A 26,925-nucleotide genomic window follows, 5' to 3' on the forward strand; every position below is an offset into this window, starting at 1 on the left:
CGGTGCGTCACACGGAAGCGGGCCTTTTACCGGCGGGATAGACCCGATATGAAAGGGGCTTGCTCAAGAGATAGCCGCGTACGGAGGAAGTCCATGGCAGCCAAGACGAAATTCCGGGGGTCGTTCACCGCCTTGGTCACGCCGTTCAAGAACGGCTCGCTGGACGAGGCGGCATTCCGATCCCTGGTCAACTGGCAGATTTCGGAGGGCACCAACGGCCTGGTCCCGGTCGGCACCACCGGCGAGAGCCCGACGCTCAGCCATGACGAGCACAAGAAGGTGGTCGAATGGTGCATCGCTGAAGCCAAGGGCCGCGTGCCTGTGATCGCGGGCGCAGGCTCCAACTCGACCAAGGAGGCGATCGAGCTCGCCCAGCACGCCGAGAAGGCCGGCGCGGACGCCGTGCTGGTGGTGACGCCCTACTACAACAAGCCGACCCAGGAAGGCATGTACCAGCACTTCAAGGCGATCAACGACGCAATCGGCATTCCGATCATCATCTACAATATCCCGCCGCGCTCGGTGATCGACATGTCGGTCGACACCATGAAGCGGCTGTGGGAGCTGAAGAACATCGCCGGCGTGAAGGACGCCACCGCCAGCATGGTGCGCGTGTCGCAGCAGCGTGCGGCGATGGGCGAGGATTTCAACCAGCTCTCGGGCGAGGACGCGACCATCATCGGCTACATGGCGCATGGCGGCCACGGCTGCATCTCGGTGACGTCGAACGTCGCGCCGCGCCTGTGCTCGGAGTTCCAGGCCGCCTGGGCCAAGGGTGACCATGCCGCCGCGCTGAAGATCCACGACAAGCTGATGCCGCTGCACAACAACCTCTTCATCGAGAGCAACCCGGCGCCGATCAAGTACGCGATGACGCTGCTCGGCAAGCTCGACGAGACGCTGCGGCTGCCGATGGTGCCGGTCTCCGAGCCGACCCGCGTTGCCGTGCGCAGCGCCATGGTGCACGCTGGCCTCATCAACTGATGGGTTGACCTATCGGGGAGGCCGTTCATGAGCGTCGACGAAAAGGGCAGGCGGATGCTCACGGAGTTCCGCGAATTCGCCATGAAGGGCAACGTCGTCGATCTCGCGGTCGGCGTCATCATCGGCGCGGCCTTCGGCGCCATCGTCACCTCGCTGGTCGGTGACATCATCATGCCGATCATCGGCGCCGCGACCGGCGGCCTCGACTTCTCGAACTACTTCGCCCCCTTGTCGAAGGCGGTGACCGCTACCAACTTAGCGGATGCGAAAAAGCAAGGCGCCGTACTTGCTTACGGCAGCTTCCTGACGCTGACGATCAACTTCATCATCGTTGCCTTCGTGCTGTTCCTGGTGATCCGCGCCATGAACACATTGAAGCGGAAGGAAGAGACCAAGCCCGCGGAGCCGCCGAAGCCGTCGGAGGAGGTCGTGCTGCTGACCGAGATTCGCGATCTCCTCAAGAAGTGACGCGCGCGCTTCATCCAAACTGTTAGCATCGCTGCGCATCGCGCTCAGGTTTCGTCGCCATGGCTGAAAAGAACGAACGTCCGATCAAGGTCATGGCGGAAAATCGCAAGGCCCGCTTCAACTATGCGATCGAGGATACGATCGAGGCGGGGATTGCGCTGACCGGCACTGAGGTCAAGTCGATCCGCAACGGCAAGAGCACGATCGCGGAGTCCTATGCCGATTCCAAGGACGGCGAGATCTGGCTGATTAACGCCACCATTCCCGAATATCTGCAAGGAAACCGCTTCAATCACGAGCCCAAGCGGCCGCGAAAGCTGCTGCTGCATCGCCGACAGATCAACAAGCTGATGGGCGCCGTCGACCGCGAGGGCATGACGCTGATCCCGCTCAAGCTCTATTTCAATGAGCGTGGGCGCGCCAAACTGCAGCTGGCGGTTGCAAAAGGCAAGAAGCTCCACGACAAGCGCGAGACCGAAAAGAAGCGCGACTGGAGCCGGGAGAAGGGCCGCCTGATGCGGGCGAGGGGATAGCGAGATGAATCAACGGAACCTGCTCGAGGTCGATTGGAGCCAGATTCCCGCACCTGAAGACGACGGCGCGGCCGCGCATCTGACCGGCATGACGCTGCCGCCAATCGGCCTGCTCGCGACCAACGACACCTCGGTGACGCTGTCGGCGCTGCGCGGCCGGACCGTGGTGTTCGCTTATCCCCGCACCGGCGAACCCGGCAAGATTTCGTTGGTCGACGATTGGGACATGATCCCGGGTGCGCGCGGGTGCACGCCGCAGACTTGCGCATTTCGCGATCTGTTCGCCGAGCTGAAGGGCGCCGGCGCCTCCCACGTGTTCGGCCTCTCGACCCAGAGCAACGAGTACCAGACCGAGATGGCGTCACGGCTGCATCTGCCGTTCCCCGTGCTGTCGGACGAGAAGCTGGCGCTGACGCGCGCGCTCAATCTGCCGACGATGGAGGTCGCGGGCCTGACGCTGATCAAGCGTCTTGCGCTGATCGTCGACGACGCCAGAATCACGCATGTGTTCTACCCGGTGTTCCCGCCCGACCGGAACGCCGGCGACGTCCTGGACTGGTTGAAGGCCAATCCGGCCAAGCCCTGAACCAGGGCGCTAATCGAGATCCGCCTTCACCTTCGCGAACACCGACCGGAACATGTCCGGCGTCAGCACGCCGGTATTCGTGTTGTAGCGCGAGCAGTGATAGCTGTCGTAGAGCCTGAACGCGCCGGCCTGATGCACGGCGCCGTGGCCGAAGGGGGCTTGCGAGGCCTTCAGCTTCAGCGGCTTGAGCACGCTGTCGTGCGCAATCCGCCCGAGCGCGATGATCGCGCGCAGCTTCGGCATCGTCTCGAGATTCGCGACGAGGAACTGGCGGCAGGTGTTGATCTCGACCGGCAGCGGCTTGTTCTGCGGCGGAACGCAATGCACTGCATTGGCGATCCGGCAGTCGACCAGCTTCAGGCCGTCATCGGGACGTGCCTGATAGGTGCCCTTGGCAAAACCAAATTCGAGCAGCGTGGCATAGAGCAGGTCACCGGCGTAATCGCCGGTGAACGGCCGTCCCGTGCGGTTGGCGCCCTGCATCCCCGGCGCGAGGCCGACGATCAACAGGCGTGCCTTGACGTCGCCAAAAGGCGCGACCGGCGCGTTGTGCCACAACGGCTCGCGCGCCCGGTTCGCCTCGCGAAAGGCGACCAGGCGCGGACAGAGCGGACAATTGCGGTCGGGAACGACGGTGGGAGGCTGGCGGCTTGACCGGGCCGCCTCACTCCTCGAAGTCGTCATCGCCCCTCGGCGCCATGGTGGTTGCGCGCTGGAGGAATTGCGGGGCGTGGTGGCGGGCCTCGCGATCGCCGCGGTCGCGCGGGGCGGGGCGTTCGGAGGGATCGCGGCCGAGCTTGGATTGCAGCTCGACGAGGTCGGTGAAGACGTCGGCCTGGCGGCGCAGCTCGTCGGCGATCATCGGCGGCTGGCTGGCGATGGTGGAGATCACCGTAACCCGCACGCCGCGGCGCTGCACGGCCTCGACCAGGGAGCGGAAGTCGCCGTCACCGGAGAACAGCACCATCTGGTCGATGTGCTCGGCAAGCTCCATGGCGTCCACGGCGAGCTCGATGTCCATGTTGCCCTTGACCTTGCGGCGGCCGGAGGCGTCGATGAACTCCTTGGTCGCCTTGGTGACGACGGTGTAGCCGTTGTAATCCAGCCAGTCGATCAGCGGGCGGATCGAGGAGTATTCCTGATCCTCGATGATGGCGGTGTAGTAGAACGCCCGAAGCAGCGTTCCGCGGCTCTGAAACTCCTTCAGCAGGCGCTTGTAGTCGATGTCGAAGCCCAGAGTTTTCGCCGTCGCGTAGAGATTGGCTCCGTCGATGAAGAGCGCGATCTTGTCGGTAGAGGAAGCTGACATTCAGTTTGCTCGCGTAGTGTTCGTGATTGATCGTTTATTGTTGGCGCGGCGGCAGCAGGCCGCGCAGTTCTAGGGTGCCGCCGAAATCCGTCGAAGCCGCAAATCCGGAGAAGTCGGGGCAAACAAGGTATAGTTATGGCGGACTTTCATAGACCCGGCGCCGCCGTCGATGGCAGCCCGGGTAACCGCCCATCCCAGCCCCAATGTGGGGGTAGCAGAGCCGTTTGGCGAGGCCAAATCACAAATTGGCCTTGCGAAACCGCCCCAGCCCCTATAACTAGCCCCAATCATCCACATATTTCGTCCCACCCACAACGGAGCGACAGTCCATGGCTCGCGTCACCGTAGAAGATTGTATCGACAAGGTCGACAACCGGTTTGACCTGGTCCTGCTGGCTGCCCACCGTGCCCGCATGATTTCGTCCGGTTCACAACTAACGGTTGACCGCGATAACGACAAGAACCCTGTTGTGTCTTTGCGCGAAATTGCTGACACGACCATTTCGCCCGAGGACCTGCGCGAGGAGCTGGTGCACTCGCTCCAGAAGTTCGTCGAAGTCGACGAGCCCGAGCCGGATACGGTGCCGCTGATCGGTTCCGCGGGCGCGAGCGTCGATGCGGACGATACCGAAGTCGCCGTCGAGCGCATGACCGAAGAGGAGCTCCTGAAGGGTCTCGAAGGCCTCGCGCCGCCCGAGGAGCAGCCCGAGGAAGACGAGTAAATCGTCCGTCGCGATCGTCGATTTCTTGTGATTTTATCAAAGGCCCGAACCGGTGTTCGGGCCTTTGCTTTTGTTGACGTTTTCGTGGTTACCATGCGTTGTAGTTGGCGATGCGTCCTGTCACTGAATTGATCGGACACAAGCGCGATCGGAGCTAAGATGTATACAGCGGGCCGGCTCGGGCTCGTTTGAAGGCAGGACGGGATGGTATATCGGCGCCGCAGATCCACGCAGATGCAGGCCGCAACCGAATCGGTTGCCGTGGCCCCGACTGCGCCGGTCGCGCGCCCGGCCAAGCCGCGCGCGCGCATGATGCGTCAATATGACCTCGTCGAGCGCGTCAGGTCCTACAATCCCAACACCAACGAAGACCTGCTGAACCGCGCCTATGTCTACGCCATGAAGGCGCATGGCTCGCAGACCCGCGCCTCGGGCGATCCGTATTTCTCGCACCCGCTCGAAGTGGCAGCGATTCTCACCGACCTCAAGCTCGACGACGCCACCATCGTGGCCGCGCTGCTCCACGACACCATCGAGGACACCGAAGCGACGCGGGCCGAGATCGACCAGATTTTCGGGCCGGAGATCGGCGCGCTGGTCGAGGGCCTGACCAAGCTGAAGCGGCTCGAGCTGGTGTCGCGCGAGGCCAAGCAGGCCGAGAATCTGCGCAAATTGTTGCTGGCCATTGCTGACGATGTCCGCGTGCTCCTGGTCAAGCTCGCCGACCGCCTGCACAACATGCGCACGCTGGATTTCGTGCCGACGGAGTCGCGCAGGCGCATCGCCGAGGAGACGCTCGACATCTATGCGCCGCTGGCGGGCCGCATGGGCATGCAGGAAATGCGCGAGGAGCTGGAGGATCTGTCCTTCCGCACCCTCGATCCCGAGGCCTATTCGGTGGTGATGCAGCGCCTCGACGCGCTCGCCGAACGCAATCGCAATCTGATCGGCGAGATCGAGGACCAGCTCTCCAACAATCTGCGCCACCGGGGCCTTGGCGCGCGGGTCTATGGCCGCCGCAAGAAGCCGTTCTCGATCTGGACCAAGATGGAGCGCAAGTCTGTCGGCTTCGAGCAATTGTCCGACATCTTCGGCTTCCGTCTCGTCGTCAACGACATCGAGGCCTGCTATCGCGCGCTCGGCATCGTCCACACCACCTGGCCGGTCGTGCCGGGACGCTTCAAGGACTACATCTCGACGCCGAAGCAGAACGACTACCGCTCGATACACACCACGGTGATCGGCCCCGGTAACCAGCGCGTCGAGTTGCAGATCCGCACCGAGGCGATGGACCAGATCGCCGAGCGCGGCATCGCCGCGCACGTCTTCTACAAGGAGGGCGTCGGCTCGCCGACCGAATTCCTCAAGCGCGAGTCCAATGCGTTCGCCTGGCTGCGCCACACCATCGGCATCCTCTCGGAGAGCGCCAACCCGGAGGAATTCCTCGAGCACACCAAGCTCGAACTGTTCCACGACCAGGTGTTCTGCTTCACCCCGAAGGGCAAGCTGATCGCGCTGCCGCGCCATGCCAACGTGATCGACTTCGCCTATGCCGTGCACACTGACGTCGGCAACAGCGCGGTCGGCTGCAAGATCAACGGCCAATTTGCGCCGCTGTCCTCGGAGCTGCAGAACGGCGACGAGGTCGAGGTGCTGACCTCGGAAGCGCAATCCGCGCCGCCCTCGGCCTGGGAGACGCTTGCGGTCACCGGCAAGGCGCGCGCCGCGATCCGCCGTGCCACCCGGACTGCAGTGCGCGATCAATATGCCGGCCTCGGCCGGCGCATCGTGGAGCGCCTGTTCGAGCGCGCCAAGATCGAATATGCCGACGACAAGCTCAAGGGCGCGCTGCCGCGCCTCGCACGCACCTCGATCGACGACGTCATGGCGGCGGTGGGCCGCGGCGAGATCAAGGCCTCCCACGTCGCACGTGCGATGTACCCCGACTACAAGGAGGAGCGCATCGCGCGCTACGGCGTCAAGAAAGGGCTTGCCGCCAAGCTCAAGGAGAAGTCGTCGGAGCCGCCGCGCAGCCCCGTCGCGATCCCGATCCGCGGCATCAATTCCGACCTCCCGATCAAGTTCGCACCGAATGGCGGCGCCGTGCCCGGCGATCGCATCGTCGGCATCGTCACGCCGGGCGAGGGCATCACGATCTACCCGATCCAGGCGCCGGCCCTGAAGGATTTCGAGGAGGAGCCGGAGCGCTGGCTCGACGTCCGCTGGGACATCGAGGACTCCGCGCCGCAGCGCTTCCCCGCCCGCATCAAGGTCGAGAACGTCAACGAGCCCGGTGCGCTGGCGCAGATCGCGACCGTGATCGCCGAGCACGACGGCAATATCGACAACATCAGCATGCAGCGCCGCTCGCCTGATTTCACGGAGACGACGATCGATCTCGAAGTCTACGATTTGAAGCACCTCAGCGCGATCCTGGCCCAGCTGCGCGCGAAGGCGGTCGTCGCCAAAGTCGAACGTGTTAATGGATGATGCTTGTCGTTGCCGGGCTTGACCCGGCAACCCATCTCTTCAAAGAAGATGGATGCGTGGGTCGAGCCCGCGCATGACGAGTTGGGAAATGTCACTTCGCGAGTCCTGAAATGCCCGCAATTCCGCTTCGCCTCGGCGTCAATATCGATCACGTCGCAACCGTGCGTAACGCGCGGGGCGGCCGCCATCCCGATCCGGTGCGCGCGGCGCTGATGGCTATCGAAGCCGGCGCCGACGGCATCACCGCCCATTTGCGCGAGGATCGCCGCCACATCCGCGATGAGGACATGGCGCGGCTGAAGGCCGAGATCTCCAAGCCGCTCAATTTCGAGATGGCAGCGACCGACGACATGATGCGCATCTCGCTCGCCACCAAGCCGCACGCGGTGTGCCTGGTGCCGGAGCGCCGGCAGGAAGTGACCACCGAAGGCGGGCTGGATGTGGTCGGCCAGCACAACGCGCTCGCGCCCTACATCGCGCGGCTGAACGATGCCGGCATTCGGGTCTCCCTGTTTATCGCCGCCGATCCCGCCCAGATCGAGATGGCGGCGCGGCTGCGCGCGCCGGTGATCGAGATCCATACCGGCGCCTGGTGCGATGCCGTGGTCGACGGCCACACCGAAAAGGCCGAGGCTGAATGGCAACGGATCGTGGCGGGCGTCAAGCTGGCGAAGGCCGCCGGGCTGGAGGTTCATGCCGGGCACGGGCTCGACTATGCGACGGCAGAGACGATTGCGGCCCTGCCTGACATCATGGAGCTCAACATCGGCTACTACATGATCGGCGAGGCGCTGTTCGTCGGTCTTGCCGAGACGGTGCGCCGCATGCGCGCGGCGATGGACCGCGGCCGGAGTCGGGCATGATCATCGGCATCGGCTCCGACCTGATCGACATCACCCGCGTCGGCAAGGTGATCGAGCGCCATGGCGAGCGCTTCCTGGAACGCATCTTCACCGCGGCCGAGCGGGCCAAGGCGGAGCGGCGGGCCAAGAACGAGAAGATGGTGGTGGCGACCTACGCCAAGCGCTTCGCCGCCAAGGAGGCCTGCTCCAAGGCGCTCGGCACCGGGATCCGGCGCGGCGTGTGGTGGCGCGACATGGGGGTGGTCAACCTGCCGGGCGGGCGGCCGACCATGCAACTGACCGGCGGGGCGCTGGCCCGGCTCCAGGCCCTGACCCCGGAGGGGTTCGAGGCGCGGATCGACCTGTCGATCACCGACGACTGGCCGCTGGCGCAGGCCTTCGTCATCATTTCGGCCGTCCCGCTGCCGAAACCCTGAGGGGCCCGGGCCATATTATGATTTGTGTTATAAATCAATATCTTATCGAGTTTTGACGCGATCCTTGATTGCGTGGCCTCCGACAACCGTCTAAAAGTCCGCGGACACAAAATCAGCATGGGCGAATTCGGCTTTACGCCGGAATTGGCCCTCACTATCAGAATCAGGACAATCTCCTTGCGCCGCGAACCGGTGGGCCGTTCGCGGGAGGAGGGCGCTCTGTGATCGCCGGGCGGAATTGAGAGAGCAATGAGCGTGACTTCAGGAACGAAAACTGAGAGCGGCGTCGGTGAAACGATCCGGGTCGTGATCCACGCTCTCCTGATCGCGCTGGTGATCCGCACCTTCCTGTTCCAGCCGTTCAACATCCCGTCCGGCTCGATGAAGGCGACGCTGCTGGTCGGCGACTATCTGTTCGTCTCGAAATATTCCTACGGCTACAGCCATTATTCGATTCCGTTCTCGCCGCCGCTGTTCTCCGGGCGGATCTGGGGCTCGGATCCGAACCGCGGCGACATCGTCGTGTTTCGCCTGCCGAAGGACGATTCCACCGATTACATCAAGCGCGTGATCGGCCTTCCCGGCGACCGCATCCAGATGCGGGACGGGCTGCTCTACATCAACGACACGCCGGTCGAGCGGCAGCGGATGAGCGAATATGTCGGCGAGGAGCCCTGCGGCTCGGAAGGTGGCGGCATCTCCCGCGTGAAGCGCTGGAAGGAAACGCTGCCGAACGGGGTGTCCTATGAGACGCTCGATTGCGCCGATAACGGCTACGTGGACAACACTAATGTCTACACCGTGCCAGCCGGCCATTTCTTCATGATGGGCGACAACCGCGACAATTCCACCGATAGCCGCTTCCTCGGCCAGGTCGGCTATGTTCCGCAGGAGAATTTGATCGGCCGCGCCCAGATGATCTTCTTCTCCATCGCCGAAGGCGAGCATGCCTGGATGTTCTGGCGCTGGCCGTGGGCGGTGCGCTGGAATCGATTCTTCAAAATCGTCCGATGAAAGACGAAGCCAAGGACATCGCGATCCAACCGACCGAGGCGCAAGCCGCTCCTGAGAGCGAAGCTGCAGCGAAGACGCCTGCAAAGAAGAAGCGGACGCGGAGCAGCAAGGCCAAGGGCAACGATGCCAACGCGGCGCTCGAGGCACGCATCGGCCACAGCTTCGCCGACCCGAATATGCTGATGCAGGCGATCACGCATGTCTCGGCGCTGAAGTCCGGGCGCAAGCGCGGCGACAGCTACCAGCGCCTGGAATTCCTCGGCGACCACGTGCTCGGGCTGGTCGTCTCCGACATGCTCTATCATGCGTTCCCGAACGCCGATGAGGGCGAGCTGTCCAAGCGTCTTGCCGAACTCGTGCGCAAGGAAAGCTGCGCCGACGTCGCCAAGTCGCTCGGACTGCTCGACGACATCAAGCTCGGCTCGGTCGGCTCCAGCGCCGACGCGCGCCTGCGCAAGTCCATCCTCGGCGACATCTGCGAGGCCGTGATCGGCGCCGTCTTCCTCGACGGCGGCTACGCGGCGGCGGCCGAGTTCGTCAAGCGCAACTGGACCGAACGCATGCACAAGCCGCGCCGTCCCTTGCGCGATCCCAAGACCGTGCTGCAGGAATGGGCGCAGGGCAAAGGGCTGCCGACGCCGGTTTACCGCGAGGTCGAGCGCACCGGCCCGCACCACGATCCGCAATTCCGCGTCGCGGTGGACCTGCCGGGGCTCGCGCCGGCCGAGGGCATCGGCGGCAGCAAGCGGGCGGCAGAGAAAGTAGCAGCTTCAGTGATGATCGAACGTGAAGGCGTTGGCGGCGGCAATGACGGCTGAAACAAGCGGCGAGGCGCCCACTGCCACGCGCTGCGGCTTCGTTGCGCTGATCGGCGCGCCGAATGTCGGCAAGTCCACGCTGGTCAACGCGCTGGTTGGCGCCAAGGTCACGATCGTCTCGCGCAAGGTGCAGACCACGCGCGCGCTGATCCGCGGCATCGTCATCGAGAACAACGCGCAGATCATTCTGGTCGACACGCCCGGTATCTTCCTGCCGAAGCGCCGGCTCGACCGTGCCATGGTTTCGACCGCCTGGAGCGGGGCGCATGACGCCGATCTCGTCTGCGTGCTGCTCGACGCCAAGACCGGGATCGACGAGGAAGCCGAGGCGATCCTCACCAAGGCGGCCAGCGTCAATCACGAGAAGATACTTGTCATCAACAAGGTCGATCTGGTCCAGCGCGAGAAATTGCTGGCGCTGGCGCAGGCCGCCAACGAGCGCATGAAGTTCGCGCGGACCTTCATGATCGCGGCGATCTCGGGCGACGGTGTCGACGATATCCGCAAGACTCTCTCCGAGATGGTGCCGCCGGGTCCGTTCCTCTATCCCGAGGACCAGATGTCGGACGCGCCGATGCGGCAGCTGGCGGCCGAGATCACGCGCGAGAAAATCTATCAGAAGCTGCACCAGGAATTGCCCTACCAGTCCACGGTCGAGACCGACAAGTGGGAGGAGCGCAAGGACAAGTCGGTGCGCATCGAGCAGACGATCTTCGTCGAGCGCGAGAGCCAGCGCAAGATCGTGCTCGGCAAGGGCGGCGCCACCATCAAGTCGATCGGCGCGGACTCGCGCAAGGAACTGATGCAGATCCTGGACGTGCCGGTCCACCTGTTCCTGTTCGTCAAAGTGCGCGAGAACTGGGGCGACGATCCCGATCGCTACCGCGAGATGGGCCTGGACTTTCCGAGAGAATAACCAAGAAAAGATCGGTATCCGATGAGCGTGCCCAGCAATGTCCGGCGCTTCGAAGCGCTGCTCTATGCGTCGTTGATGCTGGACGCCTTGTCCGTTGCGGTCCAGGACCGCACGCCCAGTGCCGAGGTGACCGAGCAGATGATCATGACGGGGACCTTGCTCGCCGGCGGCATGATCTTGCTCCTGGTCTACTTCGTCTGGCTCGCCGCGCATTGGCGCAAGAACTGGCCGCGCTGGGTGCTGGCGGCGGCCCTCGTGCTGTCGGTGATCTCGCTCGGCCAGATCATCGGGGAGAAGGGGATGGAGCTCGACAGCGCCATCGAGATCGTCTCTTGCGCGCTGACGACGGCAGGCCTGTATTTCTCCTTCAGCGGCGACGCGCAGGGCTGGTTCAACGCGTGAGGTTACGCGCAGTGCCGTAGGGTGGGCAAAGGCGCGCCCTTGCGCGCCGTGCTCACCATCGCGCCGTCGATCAAATTGGTGGGCACGCTTCGCTTTGCCACCCTACGACAGCTCGAAATCGGCTACACTTCATTCCATGGAATGGACCGACGAAGGCATCGTGCTGGGCGTGCGGCGGCATGGCGAATCCAGCGCCATCGTCGAGCTCTTGACGCGCGGGCACGGCCGCCACCTCGGCCTCGTGCGCGGCGGCGCCGGCTCGCGGATGCGGCCCTTGCTGCAGCCGGGGAACAGCGTCAGCGCGGTATGGCGAGCACGGCTCGACGAGCATCTCGGCACCTACGCCATCGAGGGATTGAAGCTGCGCGCGGCCACGTTGCTCGGTTCATCCCATGGCGTCTACGGCGTCACCCATCTTGCCTCGATTGCGCGCCTCTTGCCGGAGCGCGATCCGCATGAGGAGATCTTCGCGCTGCTCGAACATTCGCTCGACGATTTCGAGGATATCGGTGGTGCGGCCGTGCATCTCATCCATTTCGAGCTGGCGATGCTCGCCGAGCTCGGCTTCGGGCTGGCGCTGGAGAATTGCGCGGTCACGGGCGAGACCACCGATCTGATCTACGTCTCGCCGAAATCCGGCGGCGCGGTGTCGCGCGGCGCGGGCGAGCCGTGGCGCGACCGCCTGTTGCGCTTGCCGCCGTTCCTGCGCCAGGGCGAAACCGCAAGCGATCTCACCGAGCAGGATCTCCAGGACGGCTTTCGGCTCACCGGCCTGTTCCTGCTGCGCCATGTGCTGGAGCCGCGCGGGCAGAGCCATTCCGACGCGCGCGCGGGCTTCATCAACGCCTTGATCCGGCAGCAGGCGAAGGCGGCGATTCCCGCGCCATGAGCTGAGCGGGACCCTGCTTTGGATTTGGAGTTCCGGGGGGAACCAAGTAGGGCTGATTGCGTTCGCTTCCTCAGGTTCCATAGCGGGGACAGCCTAAATGTTGATCAGAGGATTCGCCTTGTCCGCGGCGCTGCTCACGTTTGCGCCTGATGCAATGGCCGGCGAGCCGCAACCCGGCGTGTTTCGCCGGGCGTCCTGCACGGTCGTCCGGTATTATGTGGCGAAATATTCTGCTGCGGCCGCAGAGACATGGGCGCGGTCGAAGGGAGCGACGGAGGCCGAAATCGAGGCCGCCCGGCGGTGTCTGACCAACGTGCCGGCGCCGGCCCAAACGCCTGGTGGGACCCAGACCCAGACCGTGACAGCCGGCTGGGCGGGGCATTAGCCGCCCACAGGGAACCAATCCATCCTTGCCCGATTCGCTTCCACGGTTTAACCGGGCGGCATGGGAAAACGATTGATTCCGCCGCAAGAGCCGGCCGAAATCCACGAAGTGCCGCTGCGTGAAGCGCTCGAAGAGCGCTATCTCGCTTATGCGCTCTCCACCATCATGCATCGCGCGCTGCCCGACGCGCGCGACGGCCTGAAGCCGGTTCACCGGCGCATCCTCTACGGAATGCGCCTGCTCAGGCTCGACCCCGGCACGGCCTTCAAGAAATCCGCAAAAATCGTCGGCGACGTGATGGGCTCGTTCCATCCCCACGGCGACCAGGCGATCTACGACGCCATGGTCCGCCTCGCGCAGGATTTCTCCTCGCGCTATCCGCTGGTCGACGGCCAGGGCAATTTCGGCAACATCGACGGCGATAATCCCGCCGCCTACCGCTACACCGAAGCGCGCATGACCGACGTCGCGCGGCTTCTGCTCGACGGCATCGACGAGGACGGCGTCGAGTTCCGCGCCAATTATGACGGCCAGTCGAAGGAGCCGGTCGTGCTGCCCGGCGGCTTCCCGAACCTGCTGGCCAACGGCGCGCAGGGCATCGCGGTCGGCATGGCGACCTCGATTCCGCCGCACAACGCGGCCGAGCTTTGCGAAGCCGCGCTGCACCTGATCGAGAAGCCCGACGCCAAGTCCAAGGCGCTGATGCGGTGGGTCAAGGGGCCCGATTTCCCGACCGGCGGCATCTGCGTCGATTCCAAGCAGGCCATCGCCGAAGCCTACACCACCGGCCGCGGCTCGTTCCGCGTTCGCGCGCGATGGGAGCAGGAGGAGGGCGCGCGAGGCGCCTGGGTCGTCGTCGTCACCGAGATTCCCTTCCTGGTGCAGAAGTCGCGGCTGATCGAGAAGGTCGCCGAGCTGCTCGACCAGAAGAAGCTGCCGCTGGTCGGCGACATCAGGGACGAATCGGCCGAAGACGTCCGCATCGTCATCGAGCCGAAATCGAAGAACGTCGATCCCGCGCTGATGATGGAATCGCTGTTCCGTCTCACCGAGCTCGAAAACAAGATTCCGCTGAACCTCAACGTGCTGATCAAGGGCCGCGTGCCCAAGGTGGTGGGTCTTGCGGAGTGTCTGCGCGAATGGCTCGACCATCTGCGCGACGTCCTGATCCGCCGCAGCAACTACCGCAAGGCGCAGATCGAGCACCGGCTCGAAGTCCTCGGCGGCTTCCTGATCGCCTATCTGAACATCGACAAGGTCATCAAGATCATCCGCACCGAGGATGAGCCGAAGCCGGCGTTGATGAAGGAGTTCAAGCTCACCGAGGTGCAGGCCGAAGCCATCCTCAACATGCGCCTGCGCTCCTTGCGCAAGCTCGAGGAGATGGAGATCCGCACCGAGGACAAGAACCTCCGTGCCGAGCTCAAGGGCATCAACGCGGTGCTCGCCTCGGAAGCCGAGCAGTGGAAGAAGGTCGGCGAGCAGGTCGGCAAGGTCCGCGACATGTTCGGACCGAAGACGCCGCTCGGCAAGCGCCGCACCACTTTTGCCGACGCGCCCGAGCACGATCTCGCCGCGATGGAGGAGGCTCTCGTCGAACGCGAGCCGGTGACGGTCGTCGTCTCCGACAAGGGTTGGATCCGCACCATGAAGGGCCATGTCGAGGATCTCTCGGGGCTCGCCTTCAAGCAGGACGACAAGCTCGGCTTTGCGTTTTTCGCCGAGACGACCTCGAAGCTGCTGCTGTTCGCCACCAACGGCAAATTCTACTCGCTCGATGTCGCGAAGTTGCCGGGCGGCCGCGGCCACGGCGAGCCGATCCGCCTGTTCATCGACCTCGAGCAGGAGGCGGCGCCCGTCGCGCTGTTCGTCAACAAGGGCGGACGCAAATTCCTGGTCGCGAGCAGTGAGGGCCAGGGCTTCGTCGTCAACGAGGACGATTGCGTCGGCACCACCAAGAAGGGCAAGCAGGTCCTCAACGTCGACATGCCGAACGAGGCACGCGTGGTGACCGAAGTGCTGGGCGACACCGTCGCGGTCATCGGCGAGAACCGCAAGATGCTGATCTTCCCGCTCGACCAGGTGCCCGAGATGGCACGTGGTCGCGGCGTGCGGCTGCAGAAGTACAAGGACGGCGATCTCTCCGACGTTGCCGTGTTCGAGGCCAAGGCGGGCCTAACCTGGAAGGACTCCGCGGGCCGCGAATTCTCCGCGACCATGAAGGAGCTGGCGGAGTGGCAAGGCACCCGCGCCGACGCCGGCCGCCTGCCGCCGAAGGGTTTCCCGAAGTCGAACAAGTTCGGCAAGGTGATCGGGTAGGGGCGGGCTCCCGCTACACCACCGGTGTCGTGTCCCGGCTTGACCGGGGCATCCAGTACGCCGCGGCTTCTCGGTATACGTCGCCTGTCTCTGGAATACTGGATCGCCCGGTCGAACCGGGCGATGACAGCGAGGGTGTAGCGAGCAGCTGCCTCCACATCGTCATTGCGCGCGGCGAAAGCGCCACTGTCCAATTGACGTCCTGCTGATATCATCGGTCCATCCCTGTCTTTTCGAACGTTGAGAAATAACGCGATGTACGATGTCATTGTTGTCGGCGGCGGCTCGGCTGGCGCGGCTGTTGCGGCGCGGCTGTCCGAGGATCCCGCGCGGCGCGTGCTGCTGCTCGAAGCCGGCCGCGACTGGCGCGCCGATGAGGCGCCCTGGGAGGTGCGGACGCCGAATCCGATCCCGATCATCCACAAGCGCGAGTACCAGGAGAAATGGCAGTGGCCTGATCTGTTGTCGCGGCGCGTTGCCGGGCAGGAGGCGCGCTTCTACTGGCGCGGCAAGGGGCTCGGCGGCTCCTCGATGATGAACGGCCAGATCGCGATCCGCGGCGTTGCCGATGCGTTCGACGAATGGGCCGCCCATGGCTGCACCGGCTGGTCGGCCAGGGAGGTGATGCCGCTATTCTCCGTGATCGAGGACGATTTGGAGTTCGGCGATGCCGAGGGCCACGGCCGCGGCGGGCCGCTTCCGGTCTATCGCGCGCCGCCGGAGACTTGGGGACCGATCGATCGGGGCTTGCGCGATGCGGCGCTCGCGAGCGGCTATCCCTGGTGCGCCGACCTCAACGGCTCGGATGGCGAGGGCGTCGCCTGCTATCCCATCAACAGCCGCGACAGCCGCCGCATCAGCACCAATGAGGGTTATCTCGAGCCGGCGCGCGGGCGCGCCAATCTGGAGATCCGCGGCCATGCGCTGGTCGATCGTGTCCTGATCAGCGACGGAAGGGCAACCGGCGTCCGTGTTCATGTCGAAGGCCAGGGCACTCACGAGATCAGCGCGCGGCAGATCGTGCTGTGCGCCGGCGCCATCCACAGTCCGGCGATCCTGTTGCGCTCGGGCGTCGGCCCGGCCGAGGAATTGAAGGCGATGGGAATTGGCGTCGCGCGCGACCTGCCGGTCGGCCGCCACTACTTCGATCACCCGCTGTTTCGCACCACGATTCAGCTTCGCGAGGAGCTGCGTCCCACCGACCGCGACACCCGTCACACCAATTGCTGCGTGACCTATTCCTCGAGGCTTGCCGAGGGCGGCAAGCGCGACATGATCCTGATCGCCTTCAATCACCGCGGCATCGGCAATCCCGGGGCGATCGGCGCGGGCCTGTTCAACGCCTATTCGCGCGGCACGCTGAAGCTGGCCTCGACCGACCCCGCGATCGATCCCGTCGTCGAGGAGAACATGCTGGCCGATCCCCGCGACATGCTGCGCATGATGGATGCGGTGAGACGGCTCGCTGTGATCACATCCCGGCCGGCGCTGTCAGGCATCGCGGACTGGATCCGGCTCGCCGACACCGATCTGACGCTGCCGCAGGCAGCCGCGCTGCCGGATCACGAACTCGATGCGGTGCTGCGCCGTGAGACCGGCGACATCCAGCACGCCGCCGGCAGCTGCCGCATGAGCGGCGCCGGGGATGCCGACGGCGTGGTCGATCCTGACGGCGGGGTGAAGGGCATCGCGGGCTTGCGCGTCGCCGACGCCTCGATCATGCCGTCCGACTGCCGCGCCAACACGCATTTCACCACGGTGGTGATTGGGGAAGCGATCGCGCGGATGATGATGAAGTAGCCACAACGAGGGTGTCGTGCCCCGGCTTGACCGGGGCATCCAGTACGCCGCGGCCTATCGATCCAACAATATCCGTCTCGGAGTACTGGATCGCCCGGTCAAGCCGGGCGATGACACCGGGGCCGCTTCCACGTCGTCATTGCGAGCGCAGCGAAGCAATCCAGAATATTTCTGCGGAGGGACACTGGATCGCTTCGTCGCAAGCTCCTCGCCATGACGGAGCAAGCGGGGAGGCCATCGCGCTCCAATTCATATTTCAAACAGCAGACGTACGTTCGCCTTCCCGCGGCGCGTCTCGCCCGAGTTTTGCTTCATGTGCCACCCTCGAAAAAGACGAGGGCGCAGGGAAGGCCGGGCGCCGGCGGCACCCGAGATCCGTGCGCGGCAGAAATGCACACGGGGTGGACCACAGGTGTTGCCGGTCGCCCGGCCTTCCCTGCGCGAATGGTTTTAACGGTGTCCTTCGTGCTCTCCTCGGGGAGCGTTGCACTATTGCCCCCGTCGCCTTGCGGATAATCGATGCGCGTGCCGGTCGGCCGCCACATCACCGCAAGACTTGACGCACAGACCCCGGGCGTCGGGACCACACGACTTCTCCGTCCGCGCACGTCCTCGCTGGGAATCCGAGGGGTAGCGTGTGCTCGCCCCCGAAGCCATGCGAAGACGCTCAGCGTCGTGTCGTTCGCGCGGAAGGCCATTGCTCACGGCTGAAGCCGCCCTGCAATGCCCATCGTGCCCGACGCCGTCGCGTCCATCGCTGCCCAGCCCGCGGTTCGTGACGATCGCGATCCGCCCCTCGTCTCGGGCCAAGGTGACCGGTGTGTACGACAAATCCGAATTTCGGTAAAGTGGAATATTTTGCGGGGCGGGGCTTGACAGGCGACGAAGCGGAATTGGTCGGCTGTTTTGCCCGACGGGCGCGCTGCGACGAGCGTTTTTGAGGACGGGTGTTCGCGAATGACAGCTTCTAAGGGCAAAGCGGAAGTCGTTCCGCTTGGTCGCCATCGACGGCTTGTGACCCGGATCGGAAGCTGACCGGGTTCGTGTATGAACCATTTGAATTGTGACCCCGACCAAGGGTCGGAAGCGGGTTCGGGGAAATAGCGATAGGCTATCCCCGGCCGCTGCCGACGCCTCAGAAGCGATCGGGCGAGTGAAGAAAGCTTTGAGCCAAAATGATGAGCAATTGAGCTATGCAGAAGCGCTCAACCTTCAATGTAAGGCAATTCGGAGTTGATGGTCGAAAGACGCTCTTCTTGCTGCTTCTCCTTTTCGCGATTCCCGCGGACGACTGCTCCGCGCAGACACCTCCACCCCCGGTCAGCGAACATGCGTTCGAGCGTGTGCGGCCGACAGTCGTGAAGAGATTGGCGACCCGCTTTTCGCTAGGCGCATTCGCCGGCCGCTTCGAGGAGACGCGGCTCGACGCGGTTCGCGAAGCCGTGGGCGAAGGGACCATCCAACACCAGGGCGACGCTGGAGATAGCATCTATTGGCTGTGTTATCGGCGCGCACAGCATCGATTATGGGTCGTGTCCAGCGGAGAGATAGGCGGCCCGGACCATCTCGTCACAGAGATCGTTGAAGAGCTCGCCGAGAAAGACACCGAGACCTCGACCGATTGCGCCATCATCCCGGAAAAGTTCGCGCCCCTCGTCTTCGACGGCAAGTTGCATTTAGGTATGCCGCGTTTGGAGGTCGTCAAGGCGCTGGGACCGCCGTCGAAGTCGCAAGCTGCTCAGATGGTGTATTCTCACCACGGAAAGCTCGCCGACGGTTTCGAGGAGACCGCATGGCTCATTCTCCGATTTCGTGAGGAAAAGCTCGTGTCCATGCGCGCCAGCAAGACCACGACGAATTGAAGTGGCTGCTATCCGCTCAATCTGGCGCTAAAAGAGACGTTGTCTCTCGATCATAAAGCAGACGCCACTTCGGCGCCGCCAAGGTCCGCTTTTGGCCCATCTGCGCAGTGACGCCCTCTCGGATTGACGTCCGCTCCGTGAGGGATTGCGGACTGGATTTGCTCACCCCCGAGTTCTTCGCATTTTGACCCCAACTGAGACATTGGCGCTGGGCTTCTGTCCCTCGTTTTGCGTTCAGGACCACGGCGGCTCTTCGCTCGTCCCGGCTGCCTCGTGGCGGATCGTGACATCCGCCGAACGCAACCCGGTCAGCAATACAGTTCTGACAGAGGCAGCATCAAATCCAATATCCTTGGCATTTGGTGGATGTGCCTCGCTGTTCTTCAATCGGAGCGCAAGGTGCAATTGCTCGCAAAGGTGCTGAACGACGAGATTGACCTGATCGTCAGTCATGATCGGCTTCTCCTGCGGCCATTCTGCTACCCAACCAGGTAGCGCACTTGAGGATCGGACGGTACGCGATCAGACCGCCATGGGATCACTCTGTGCGATGACCATGGGCGGATGAATGGGACGCCTTCCGTTCGCTACAAGGCGCGAGTCCGAAATTCGACGACATCAGCAAGTGGGCGGCGCTCCCACGCAACTGGCGGCGTTGACGGCTACTTTATGCCCGAGGACCCATTAGGCTCTATGTGCACCAAAACCTCGCCGGTCGTGATTTCGGGAACTCCAAGATCGAGGTCAGGTAGACTTGCTTGAACAAACGCCAGTATCTTGGCATTTGCTGCAGTGGCGCTTTCGCGGTCGTCAAATATCATCACAGCGATACCAAGACCGTCGCCCGCATCCAGCACATAGTAAGATTTGAATCCGTGCGATTGCCTTAGGATCTCGCCGACGCCGCTCTTGGCGCGGCGAGCAGCGTCCGCTACCGAACGAACCTTGGTGTACTTGCGAATGACCATGTACATGGGGCCACCACGCGCCGCGCGCCACACGCCCCCACGCATCAAAGCACATCGGCCGCAGTCGGACTAGGGCCTACTCCGGGATGGGTCACACCGCCCGGTTGGGCGGACCGCGCAACGCGCTTTTCCAATGAGCCACCCTCGCCCCGCAAGTGGGGGCCGAGGTGCTGAGGCTCAGGAGCCCTCGAACTTGAACGACACGCTGAGCTTGGCGCGATAGGCCTCAACTTTTCCGTTCTCATCCAGTTGCATATCGAGCTTGATGACCTCTGCAACGCGAAGATCCCGGAGAGATTTCGCAGCTTGCTCGACCGCATTGGCGGCCGCCTTCTCCCACGAGTCGCTGCTGGTACCGACCAGTTCTATGACCTTGTAGACGCTATCAGGCATGTCGTCCTCCTGTTCGGTATGACCCAGGAAATCTAGCATCAGGATCTCGACGCTGATACCGTTTCGGGGATGCCCCCGGAGCCGAGAAGGGACAAACTGCATCTGACGGAAGGGCGGCTCTTGGCTCCGAATGAACTGCGGACCTGCGCCATCATGTCCGCTCATGGCGGATCGACGAAAAAAGCGTCCGCTTGGCTGTCTCTTTTCAGTCTGCCCCGGACCGGAAGGCAACACGATCCGGTTGGCGCGCAAGCTCTGGAAGGAAGCTCTGGCTCGCACGCGACCATCTCGGTCACCTGCCTCGCCGAAAAAGGGGTAAAGTGCCCCAGGGCACACATCCGAGGAGCAACAACATGACCCTACTCCCCGAGCAGGTTCCCGCCAGGATCGAATGGCATGTCTTCGCGGTTATGGGCAACACGATGCCGCCTCGAGATCCTGATGACGACGGAGAAGATGACGACGAAGAGGATGAGGACGAGGAGCAAGACGAGGAGGAGAACCAAACCGACGAATCGCCGGTCGTGCGCGAGCCGGACGAAGACTAACCGGGATGCTTGGAGGTAGCCTGAGCTTCGGTGAGGGCGATCCCCAGCCTGCGTGCGGCGCGCTGGTGCGTCCGGCGGCTTTCAAGGTCGGTCTGATTCCGAGAGCCGCGGATAGACGCTGAATGGACCAAAGTTTCGGCGCAGCACTATCGGCGTTCACGGGTAGAGGAGGTGAGCATGACCCTCATATGGCTTGGTGTGCTGCTTGTTTTCGGCGGCATACTCCAGATGGCGTTTCAGCCCATCTGGCGAGGCCGATTCAGCGGTGGAAGGTGGCTTCGCTCCGGGCGTGACACGCTGGAGCCTGAAAGGCCAGGTGGCGGCTTCGGCATCAAATCGAACTGGCCTGGACTTGTGATGGTCGCACTTGGCGGCACTTTTTTGCTGGCCGGAGCTGCCATCTGAGCTGAAACGAATGTCTCGGGCGTCGCCGGTTATCTGGCCGCGCCAATGTGCTGGAGCCGTGTCTCTTCCTGGTCCAAAGCCACCATGCAGCTCCGTCGGCTTCGACGTCGCCTTCCAACCGCAAACCGGACACAACGAACCGACGAGTACGTGCCTCAAATCACCCCCGCCATCCGCAGCGCCACCCCGGCCGCGCATGAGCCCGCCAGCACGGTCAGCATCCCCAGCTTGAACCGGAAGATCGCAGTTGCTGCCGCGATTGACAGCACCAGCGCGGGGATATCGACGCTCGTCAGCACCGGCCTGTCGAAATCCAGCGGAAACGCGTGCACCGGCACCGTCTCGCGGAACAGCGTGTGCAGCGCGAACCAGATCGAGAGGTTGAGGATCACGCCGACGACGGCGGCGGTGATTGCGCTGAGCGCGCCGGCCAATCCCGTGTTGCCGCGCAGACGTTCGATATAGGGCGCTCCGACGAAGATCCAGAGGAAGCAGGGCGTGAAGGTGACCCAGGTCGCGAGCAGTCCGCCATACGTCGCCGCGAGCAACGGTGACAGGCCGCCCGGATCGCGGAACGCGGCCATGAAGCCCACGAACTGGAGGACCATGATCAGCGGGCCCGGCGTGGTCTCGGCCATGCCGAGGCCGTCGAGCATCTCGTGCGGCTTCAGCCAGTGATAATGCTCGACCGCCTGCTGGGCGACATAGGCCAGCACGGCATAAGCGCCGCCGAAAGTCACCAGCGACATTTTGGAGAAGAACAGCGCGATCTGGCTGAACACGTTGCCTTGCCCGAGCGCGAGCAGCAACACGATTACCGGCACGAGCCAGAGTGCCAGCCACAAAGCGCCGACGCGGATCGCACGCCCTGTGCTAGGACGCACGTGATCGGGCACGGATTCGCCGAGCATGCTGTCGATCAATGCCGTGCTGTCGCCATGGCCGTGACCGGCGGGGGCGAACTCAGGACGGCCGCTCCGCGCGCCGGCATAGCCGATGAGGCCGGCGGCGATGATGATGATCGGGAAGGGGACGGCGAAGAAGAAGATCGCGACGAAGGCGATTGCCGCCAGCGCGATCATGATGCGGTTCTTCAGCGCGCGCTTGCCGACGCGGACCACGGCCTCGACGACGATGGCGAGCACGGCGGCCTTCAGCCCGAAGAACAGCGCCTCAACGAAGCTGACATTGCCGTAGACGGCGTAGATGTAGCTGAGGCCCATGATGGCGATGATGCCGGGCAGGATGAACAGGCCGCCCGCCATCAGTCCGCCGGCGGTGCGATGCATCAGCCAGCCGACATAGGTCGCGAGCTGCTGGGCCTCGGGGCCCGGCAGCAGCATGCAATAGTTCAGCGCATGCAGGAAGCGGCCTTCGGAGATCCATTTCTTCTCCTCGACCAGGATGCGGTGCATCACCGCGATCTGGCCCGCGGGCCCGCCGAAGCTCAGGCAGGCGACGCGGAGCCAGACGCGAAAGGCTTCACCGAAGCTGATGCCGTGACCGGCATCAGCTCCAGCTTGAACGTTACGGGTGTCCATTAAGCCTTCACCTTGTTGGTCGGCCAGTTGTGGGTCTCGGTGGTGGCATCACGGCACCAGCGGTAGAAGGCGTCGTACAGCGTCATGCCGGCCTCGAGCTGCGCGAGGTCGTCGTCATACATCCGCGACAGCCCGAGCGAGGCCGCGAGCAGGCCGGGCGCCTCCGGCGCGAGGTCGGGCCGCGCGGTGTCGGCGCCGCGCACCAGCGTGGCCAGCCGCAGCAGAGGCGGCGTCGCAATGCCGAACTCCTCGATCATCACGTCGAAGGTACAGAGCTCGCCGCGGTGGCTCCAGAACACGTTCTCGATGTCGAAGGGGGCGGCATTGAATCGCTCGCCGACGGCGACCACCTCGGACGGCGCCACATACAGGAACACCGCATTGGGATCGACGAAGCGGCGGATCAGCCAGGGACAGGCGATGCGGTCGACCTTCGGTCGGGCCCGCGTGACCCAGACGGTGCGCCCCTTGGCATCGCGCGGCGGCAGCTTGCGGGCGTCGACCAGCGGCAGCTTGGCCGCCTTCCAGCCCTCGAAGCCGCCCTCGAGCGTCTCGGCCTCCACGCCGAGCTGGCGGAGCCAGGCCGCCGTGCCCTGCGCGAGCTTCTCACCGCGGAAGCACGAGACGACGGCCCGGCGGCCGGCGAAGTCGCCGCCCCAGTCCGTCACATTGTCGTGGCTGAGCTTGATGGAGCCGGGGATCAGCCGCCGGTCGGCGGCAAAATCCTCGTCGGTGCGCACATCGATCAGGGCAGGGCCGTTCGCCGTGCCGATCAGCCGTACCAATTTGTCAGATGATATGGTCGTGAACGTAGACATGATGCGTCCTCGCAAAAATCGGGGGACGCGATACTTGGGCATGTCGCCTCGTGGGGAGATCGCTCAAATCCCCATGGCGCGGATTACAGCGAAACTAAGAAGCACTGTCAATCCGCGGGATGATTGGACCTTCGAAAAGTGATGCGCGGCGACTATACTGTCCGCCAGAGCTGAATCTCCTGGAGAATTCGATGCATTCCCATTCCATCGAACAATGGACCCACGACCACGCCTTCCTCGGCCAGAAGCACGACGAGAACGAGCGGCGCACCTGGTTCGTGGTCGTCCTGACGCTGGTCATGATGGTCGGGGAGATCGTGGCCGGCTCGCTGTTCGGCTCGATGGCGCTGCTGGCCGACGGCTGGCACATGGGCACGCATGCCGCCGCGCTCGGGATCGCCGCCTTCGCCTATCGATTCGCGCGGCGGCACCTGGGGAATGCGCATTTCACCTTCGGCACCGGCAAGTTCGGCGATCTCGCCGCCTTCGCCAGCGCGGTCATCCTCGGCCTGATCGCGGTCGAAATCGCCTATGAGAGCGTGCTGCGGCTGATCAATCCGGTGCCGATCGTCTATGGCGAGGCGATCGCGGTGGCAGCCCTCGGGCTGTGCGTCAATCTCGCCAGCGCGTGGCTGCTGCGCGACAGCCACGATCATCACCACCACGGCCATGATCACGGCCACAGCCATGCACATGACGTCCAGGACGATCACGACCATGATCATGATCATCACCATCATCACGACAACAATCTTCGCGCGGCCTATGTCCATGTCATGGCCGATGCCGCGACCTCGGTGCTGGCGATCGCGGCTCTTGCCGTCGCCATGTATTCGGGATGGGTCTGGGCCGATCCGGCGGTCGGCCTGATCGGCAGCGTGGTGATCGCGAGCTGGGCGTTCGGCCTGATCAAGACGTCAGGCGCGGTGCTGCTCGACGTGCGCGCCGACGAGAAGCTGGAGCGGGTGATCCGGGCGCGCATGGAGGTTGGTGAGGATCGCGTCACCGACCTGCATCTCTGGCAAGTCGGCCCCGGCCATTGCGCCGTCCTGCTCTCGGTGGTGTCCGACAAGCCGAAGCAGCCGGCGGTCTACAAGCGGCGGCTCGCGGGATTGAAGGGCCTCAGCCACGTCACGGTCGAGGTCGAGACATGCCCGCATTGATGTGAACCGCGCGAGCGGAATTCTGCGACGCGGCCGGGGTTGATCCTCGGTCGCAGCCCGCATGGCTGTACCGGAGGAACAATGATGCCCAGGATCACGTTCGCTGTCGCCATCGCTGCACTCGCTTTGTCCGGCCCCGCGGCGCTGGCGCAATCGGAAAAGGCCGGCGTCGAGAAGCTCTATGTGCTCAACTGCGGCGAGGGCACCGCAGGTGATATCTCGCGCTGGACGCCCGGCCTGAACGAGGGCAAGACGATGGACTTCGTCGACACCTGCTATCTCGTCAAGCACAGCAAGGGCTGGTTCCTGTGGGACACCGGCATCGCGGATTCCGTCGCAAGCATGCCGAATGGTCTTGTGCCCGCCGATCCCAAGGCTGTCACCTGGCGCCGGCCGAAGACGCTTGCCGCCCAGCTCGAGCAGCTTGGGCTGAAGCCCGATGACGTCAAGGCGATGGCGGTCTCGCACACGCATCCCGACCACACCGGCAATGTCGAGCTGTTCCCGCAGACGACGCTCTACGTGCAGAAGGCAGAGTATGATTGGCCCGGCGCCAACAACGAGCCGCGCTTCAAGCCCTCGCACCCGGTCGAGCTGCTTAACGGCGACAAGGACGTCTTCGGCGACGGCAGCGTGACCATCCTGTCCACGCCCGGCCACACGCCGGGGCATCAGTCGCTGCTGGTGAAACTGCCGAAGACCGGCGCGGTGGTGCTGTCGGGCGATGCCGTCCACTTCAAGGACAATTGGGACAACCGCCGCGTCCCAAGCATGAACGCCAACAAGGACCAGAGCGCGGCCTCGATGCAGAAGATCGCCGACACGCTGGCCAAGGAGAAAGCGCAGCTCTGGATCAACCACGACAAGGCCCAGCGCGACAGCCAGAAGCTGGCGCCGGAGTTTTACGATTAGCCCGCCTAGCTTTTTGGTGCCGTCACTGTGGGCGGGCTCGCGTCCGGCGCCTTCTTCGGCTTCAGCGTGCCGGCGTAGAACGAGACCAACCAGACCAAGAGGACGGCGAGGAGATAGACGCCCCAGGCCTGCGGCGGGGTGGTGGCCCAGCGCAGGAGGCTTTTGAATGTGCGGGGCGGGCCAGCGTCCTCGGTCATGGCCCGCTTGTGCGCGAAACCTCGGGCATGGTCAATCCGGCCGCGGCTTGGTGCGGATCAGGAACAACGCCGCCAGTGCCGACAGGCTGAGCGCGGAGGAGACGATCAGCACCTTGGCGCCCATGACGTCGATCAGCAGGCCGAAGGCCAGCGGCGCCACCGCCTGCGCCATGCGCGCCGGGGCGCCGATGATGCCGAGACGGTAGCCGAAATCCTTCGGGCCGAAGATCGACAGCGGCAGCGTACCGCGCGCGATCGTCAAGATCCCGTTGCCCGAGCCGTGGAACAGCGCGAATGCGCTCGCCGCGGCGCCGCCGAAGATCGCCACGATCACCGCGCCGATCGGGTGGGTGAGGCAGGCGAGCCGGGTCGACCACAGCGGATGGAAGCGGCTGAGGAAGCCGGCCTCCAGGATGCGCGCGCCGACCTGCGCCGGGCCGATCAGCGCGCCGGCCGCGATCGCCTCGACCGGCGTTGCGCCTGTCGTCTCAAGGATGCGCGGGAAATGCGCGGCCATCGCGCCGGTGACGGTCCACACCGCCGCGAAGATGAAGGCGAGCAGGACCATGGTGCGGTCGAGCGGCAAATGCGGCTTCTCCGCCGTCGCCGCCGCCTGCCTGGCGCCCTTGATCGTCGGCAGCACGAAGAAATTGAGCGGCAGGCCGATCAGGATGTTGGCGGCCGCCCAGGCAAAGCAGGTCTCGCGCCAGCCGATATGCGACAGGCCCCAGGCCGTGAGCGGCCAGCCGACGGTGGAGGCAAAGCCCGCCATCAGCGTGATGCCCGTGATGGGCCTGCGCGCCTCGGTGCCGTAGATGCGCCCCAGCGCGGCGAAGGCGGCGTCGTAGAGCCCCATCGCCATGCCGATGCCGAGCACGAGCCAGGCGAACACCATCACCGGGACGGAATGCGCGAAGCCAAGCAGCGCAAGGCCGGCGGCAATCGTCAGGTTCGAGGCCGACAGAACCTGCCGGCCGCCGACGAGATCGATCTGCCGCCCGATGCGCGGGCCGAGCATCGCCGAGATCACCAGCGAGGCCGAGAACGCGCCAAAGATCCAGTTGGAGGAGACGCCGAGGTCGCGCGCCATGGGATCGGCGATCAGCGCCGGCAGATAATAGCTGGACGCCCAGGCCAGGGTCTGCGTGGTGCCGAGCGCCAGGATGATCGGAAGCTGGCGCTGGCTCATATTCTTGTATTTCTG

Annotated in this window: 30 protein-coding genes; 21 read left to right on the top strand and 9 right to left on the bottom strand. The window is 64.3% G+C overall.

Features of this window, described 5'->3' with window-relative positions; genetic code table 11:
• Nucleotides 1–93 precede the first annotated feature (93 nt).
• Genes dapA through RAD10_RS32535 form a run of 4 tightly spaced genes read left to right on the top strand, consistent with a single transcriptional unit; the run spans nt 94 to nt 2,571 of the window.
• Nucleotides 94–984: a 4-hydroxy-tetrahydrodipicolinate synthase gene (dapA, locus tag RAD10_RS32520; RefSeq protein ID WP_461620614.1), complete on the top strand. Its 891-nt coding sequence runs from the start codon at nt 94–96 to the stop codon at nt 982–984.
• A 54-nt stretch (nt 985–1,038) separates the two neighbouring features.
• Nucleotides 1,039–1,452: a large conductance mechanosensitive channel protein MscL gene (mscL, locus tag RAD10_RS32525; protein WP_461620678.1), complete on the top strand. Its 414-nt coding sequence runs from the start codon at nt 1,039–1,041 to the stop codon at nt 1,450–1,452.
• A 59-nt stretch (nt 1,453–1,511) separates the two neighbouring features.
• The gene (smpB, locus tag RAD10_RS32530; protein WP_018320004.1) at nt 1,512–1,985 is read left to right on the top strand and encodes an SsrA-binding protein SmpB; all 474 of its coding nucleotides are present in this window, start codon (nt 1,512–1,514) and stop codon (nt 1,983–1,985) included.
• Nucleotides 1,986–1,989: 4 nt separating this feature from the next.
• On the top strand, nt 1,990–2,571 hold the full coding sequence (locus tag RAD10_RS32535) for a peroxiredoxin (RefSeq protein ID WP_461620615.1): 582 nt from the start codon (nt 1,990–1,992) through the stop codon (nt 2,569–2,571).
• Between the two features lie 9 nt (nt 2,572–2,580).
• Here RAD10_RS32535 and RAD10_RS32540 read toward each other — a convergent pair whose 3' ends face one another.
• A complete protein-coding gene (locus RAD10_RS32540) occupies nt 2,581–3,255 on the bottom strand; it encodes a uracil-DNA glycosylase (protein ID WP_461620616.1) in 675 nt (224 codons plus the stop codon).
• A complete protein-coding gene (locus RAD10_RS32545; protein WP_461620617.1) occupies nt 3,236–3,880 on the bottom strand; it encodes a LabA-like NYN domain-containing protein in 645 nt (214 codons plus the stop codon). The genes RAD10_RS32540 and RAD10_RS32545 overlap by 20 nt, the downstream gene beginning before the upstream one ends.
• Before the next feature lie 329 nt (nt 3,881–4,209).
• Here RAD10_RS32545 and rpoZ point away from each other — a divergent pair, with 329 nt between their 5' ends.
• From rpoZ to RAD10_RS32610, 13 genes are all read left to right on the top strand, one after another.
• Nucleotides 4,210–4,602 carry a DNA-directed RNA polymerase subunit omega gene (rpoZ, locus tag RAD10_RS32550; protein WP_008133017.1) on the top strand — a complete coding sequence of 131 codons (393 nt, stop codon included), beginning with the start codon at nt 4,210–4,212 and terminating at the stop codon, nt 4,600–4,602.
• A gap of 204 nt (nt 4,603–4,806) precedes the next feature.
• The gene (locus tag RAD10_RS32555) at nt 4,807–7,092 is read left to right on the top strand and encodes a RelA/SpoT family protein (RefSeq protein WP_461620618.1); all 2,286 of its coding nucleotides are present in this window, start codon (nt 4,807–4,809) and stop codon (nt 7,090–7,092) included.
• 110 nt (nt 7,093–7,202) lie between these two features.
• A complete protein-coding gene (locus RAD10_RS32560) occupies nt 7,203–7,955 on the top strand; it encodes a pyridoxine 5'-phosphate synthase (RefSeq protein WP_461620619.1) in 753 nt (250 codons plus the stop codon).
• Nucleotides 7,952–8,371, top strand: coding sequence for a holo-ACP synthase (acpS, locus tag RAD10_RS32565; protein ID WP_461620620.1), 420 nt, complete (start codon nt 7,952–7,954; stop codon nt 8,369–8,371). The genes RAD10_RS32560 and acpS overlap by 4 nt, the downstream gene beginning before the upstream one ends.
• 249 nt (nt 8,372–8,620) lie before the next feature.
• Nucleotides 8,621–9,385 carry a signal peptidase I gene (gene lepB / locus RAD10_RS32570; protein WP_018320011.1) on the top strand — a complete coding sequence of 255 codons (765 nt, stop codon included), beginning with the start codon at nt 8,621–8,623 and terminating at the stop codon, nt 9,383–9,385.
• Complete coding sequence (rnc, locus tag RAD10_RS32575; RefSeq protein WP_461620621.1) at nt 9,382–10,203, top strand: ribonuclease III; 822 nt, start codon at nt 9,382–9,384, stop codon at nt 10,201–10,203. The genes lepB and rnc overlap by 4 nt, the downstream gene beginning before the upstream one ends.
• Entirely contained in the window at nt 10,193–11,119 is a 927-nt protein-coding gene (era, locus tag RAD10_RS32580; RefSeq protein WP_092257556.1) for a GTPase Era, read from the top strand. Before rnc ends, era begins: the two co-directional genes overlap by 11 nt.
• Before the next feature lie 21 nt (nt 11,120–11,140).
• The gene (locus tag RAD10_RS32585) at nt 11,141–11,521 is read left to right on the top strand and encodes a hypothetical protein (RefSeq protein ID WP_028144377.1); all 381 of its coding nucleotides are present in this window, start codon (nt 11,141–11,143) and stop codon (nt 11,519–11,521) included.
• Between the two features lie 136 nt (nt 11,522–11,657).
• Nucleotides 11,658–12,410 carry a DNA repair protein RecO gene (gene recO, locus RAD10_RS32590; protein ID WP_461620622.1) on the top strand — a complete coding sequence of 251 codons (753 nt, stop codon included), beginning with the start codon at nt 11,658–11,660 and terminating at the stop codon, nt 12,408–12,410.
• 97 nt (nt 12,411–12,507) lie between these two features.
• The gene (locus tag RAD10_RS32595; RefSeq protein ID WP_018320016.1) at nt 12,508–12,795 is read left to right on the top strand and encodes a hypothetical protein; all 288 of its coding nucleotides are present in this window, start codon (nt 12,508–12,510) and stop codon (nt 12,793–12,795) included.
• Nucleotides 12,796–12,855: 60 nt separating this feature from the next.
• On the top strand, nt 12,856–15,114 hold the full coding sequence (gene parC / locus RAD10_RS32600) for a DNA topoisomerase IV subunit A (RefSeq protein ID WP_461620623.1): 2,259 nt from the start codon (nt 12,856–12,858) through the stop codon (nt 15,112–15,114).
• A gap of 255 nt (nt 15,115–15,369) precedes the next feature.
• Complete coding sequence (locus RAD10_RS32605) at nt 15,370–16,914, top strand: GMC family oxidoreductase (protein ID WP_461620624.1); 1,545 nt, start codon at nt 15,370–15,372, stop codon at nt 16,912–16,914.
• A gap of 1,256 nt (nt 16,915–18,170) precedes the next feature.
• Nucleotides 18,171–18,776: a hypothetical protein gene (locus RAD10_RS32610; RefSeq protein ID WP_461620625.1), complete on the top strand. Its 606-nt coding sequence runs from the start codon at nt 18,171–18,173 to the stop codon at nt 18,774–18,776.
• Between the two features lie 234 nt (nt 18,777–19,010).
• Here the strand turns inward: RAD10_RS32610 and RAD10_RS32615 are convergent, their stop codons facing one another.
• From RAD10_RS32615 to RAD10_RS32625, 3 genes are all read right to left on the bottom strand, one after another.
• Complete coding sequence (locus tag RAD10_RS32615; protein ID WP_212244940.1) at nt 19,011–19,229, bottom strand: hypothetical protein; 219 nt, start codon at nt 19,227–19,229, stop codon at nt 19,011–19,013.
• A 209-nt stretch (nt 19,230–19,438) separates the two neighbouring features.
• Nucleotides 19,439–19,750, bottom strand: a complete 312-nt coding sequence (locus RAD10_RS32620) for a hypothetical protein (protein WP_461620626.1) — start codon at nt 19,748–19,750, stop codon at nt 19,439–19,441.
• A gap of 171 nt (nt 19,751–19,921) precedes the next feature.
• Entirely contained in the window at nt 19,922–20,302 is a 381-nt protein-coding gene (locus RAD10_RS32625; RefSeq protein WP_461620627.1) for a dodecin family protein, read from the bottom strand.
• Between the two features lie 188 nt (nt 20,303–20,490).
• Here RAD10_RS32625 and RAD10_RS32630 point away from each other — a divergent pair, with 188 nt between their 5' ends.
• Together RAD10_RS32630 and RAD10_RS32635 are read left to right on the top strand one after the other, a co-directional pair.
• On the top strand, nt 20,491–20,685 hold the full coding sequence (locus RAD10_RS32630) for a hypothetical protein (protein ID WP_461620628.1): 195 nt from the start codon (nt 20,491–20,493) through the stop codon (nt 20,683–20,685).
• A 177-nt stretch (nt 20,686–20,862) separates the two neighbouring features.
• Nucleotides 20,863–21,090, top strand: a complete 228-nt coding sequence (locus RAD10_RS32635) for a hypothetical protein (protein ID WP_026202141.1) — start codon at nt 20,863–20,865, stop codon at nt 21,088–21,090.
• Between the two features lie 155 nt (nt 21,091–21,245).
• Here the strand turns inward: RAD10_RS32635 and chrA are convergent, their stop codons facing one another.
• Nucleotides 21,246–22,631 (bottom strand): chromate efflux transporter, encoded by a 1,386-nt coding sequence (gene chrA, locus RAD10_RS32640; protein WP_461620629.1) that lies wholly within the window; start codon nt 22,629–22,631, stop codon nt 21,246–21,248.
• Nucleotides 22,631–23,449 carry a chromate resistance protein ChrB domain-containing protein gene (locus RAD10_RS32645; RefSeq protein ID WP_461620630.1) on the bottom strand — a complete coding sequence of 273 codons (819 nt, stop codon included), beginning with the start codon at nt 23,447–23,449 and terminating at the stop codon, nt 22,631–22,633. Before RAD10_RS32645 ends, chrA begins: the two co-directional genes overlap by 1 nt.
• Before the next feature lie 191 nt (nt 23,450–23,640).
• Between RAD10_RS32645 and dmeF the strand changes: the two genes are divergently transcribed.
• Together dmeF and RAD10_RS32655 are read left to right on the top strand one after the other, a co-directional pair.
• On the top strand, nt 23,641–24,612 hold the full coding sequence (gene dmeF, locus RAD10_RS32650; RefSeq protein WP_461620631.1) for a CDF family Co(II)/Ni(II) efflux transporter DmeF: 972 nt from the start codon (nt 23,641–23,643) through the stop codon (nt 24,610–24,612).
• Nucleotides 24,613–24,693: 81 nt separating this feature from the next.
• Nucleotides 24,694–25,524 carry an N-acyl homoserine lactonase family protein gene (locus tag RAD10_RS32655; RefSeq protein WP_461620632.1) on the top strand — a complete coding sequence of 277 codons (831 nt, stop codon included), beginning with the start codon at nt 24,694–24,696 and terminating at the stop codon, nt 25,522–25,524.
• 5 nt (nt 25,525–25,529) lie between these two features.
• On the opposite strand, the gene RAD10_RS32660 is transcribed toward RAD10_RS32655, so the two are convergent.
• On the bottom strand, nt 25,530–25,721 hold the full coding sequence (locus RAD10_RS32660) for a hypothetical protein (protein WP_461620633.1): 192 nt from the start codon (nt 25,719–25,721) through the stop codon (nt 25,530–25,532).
• Between the two features lie 31 nt (nt 25,722–25,752).
• Entirely contained in the window at nt 25,753–26,910 is a 1,158-nt protein-coding gene (locus RAD10_RS32665) for an MFS transporter (RefSeq protein WP_461620679.1), read from the bottom strand.
• Between the last annotated feature and the right edge of the window lie 15 nt (nt 26,911–26,925).

This window comes from Bradyrhizobium sp. 23AC, from assembly GCF_054863025.1.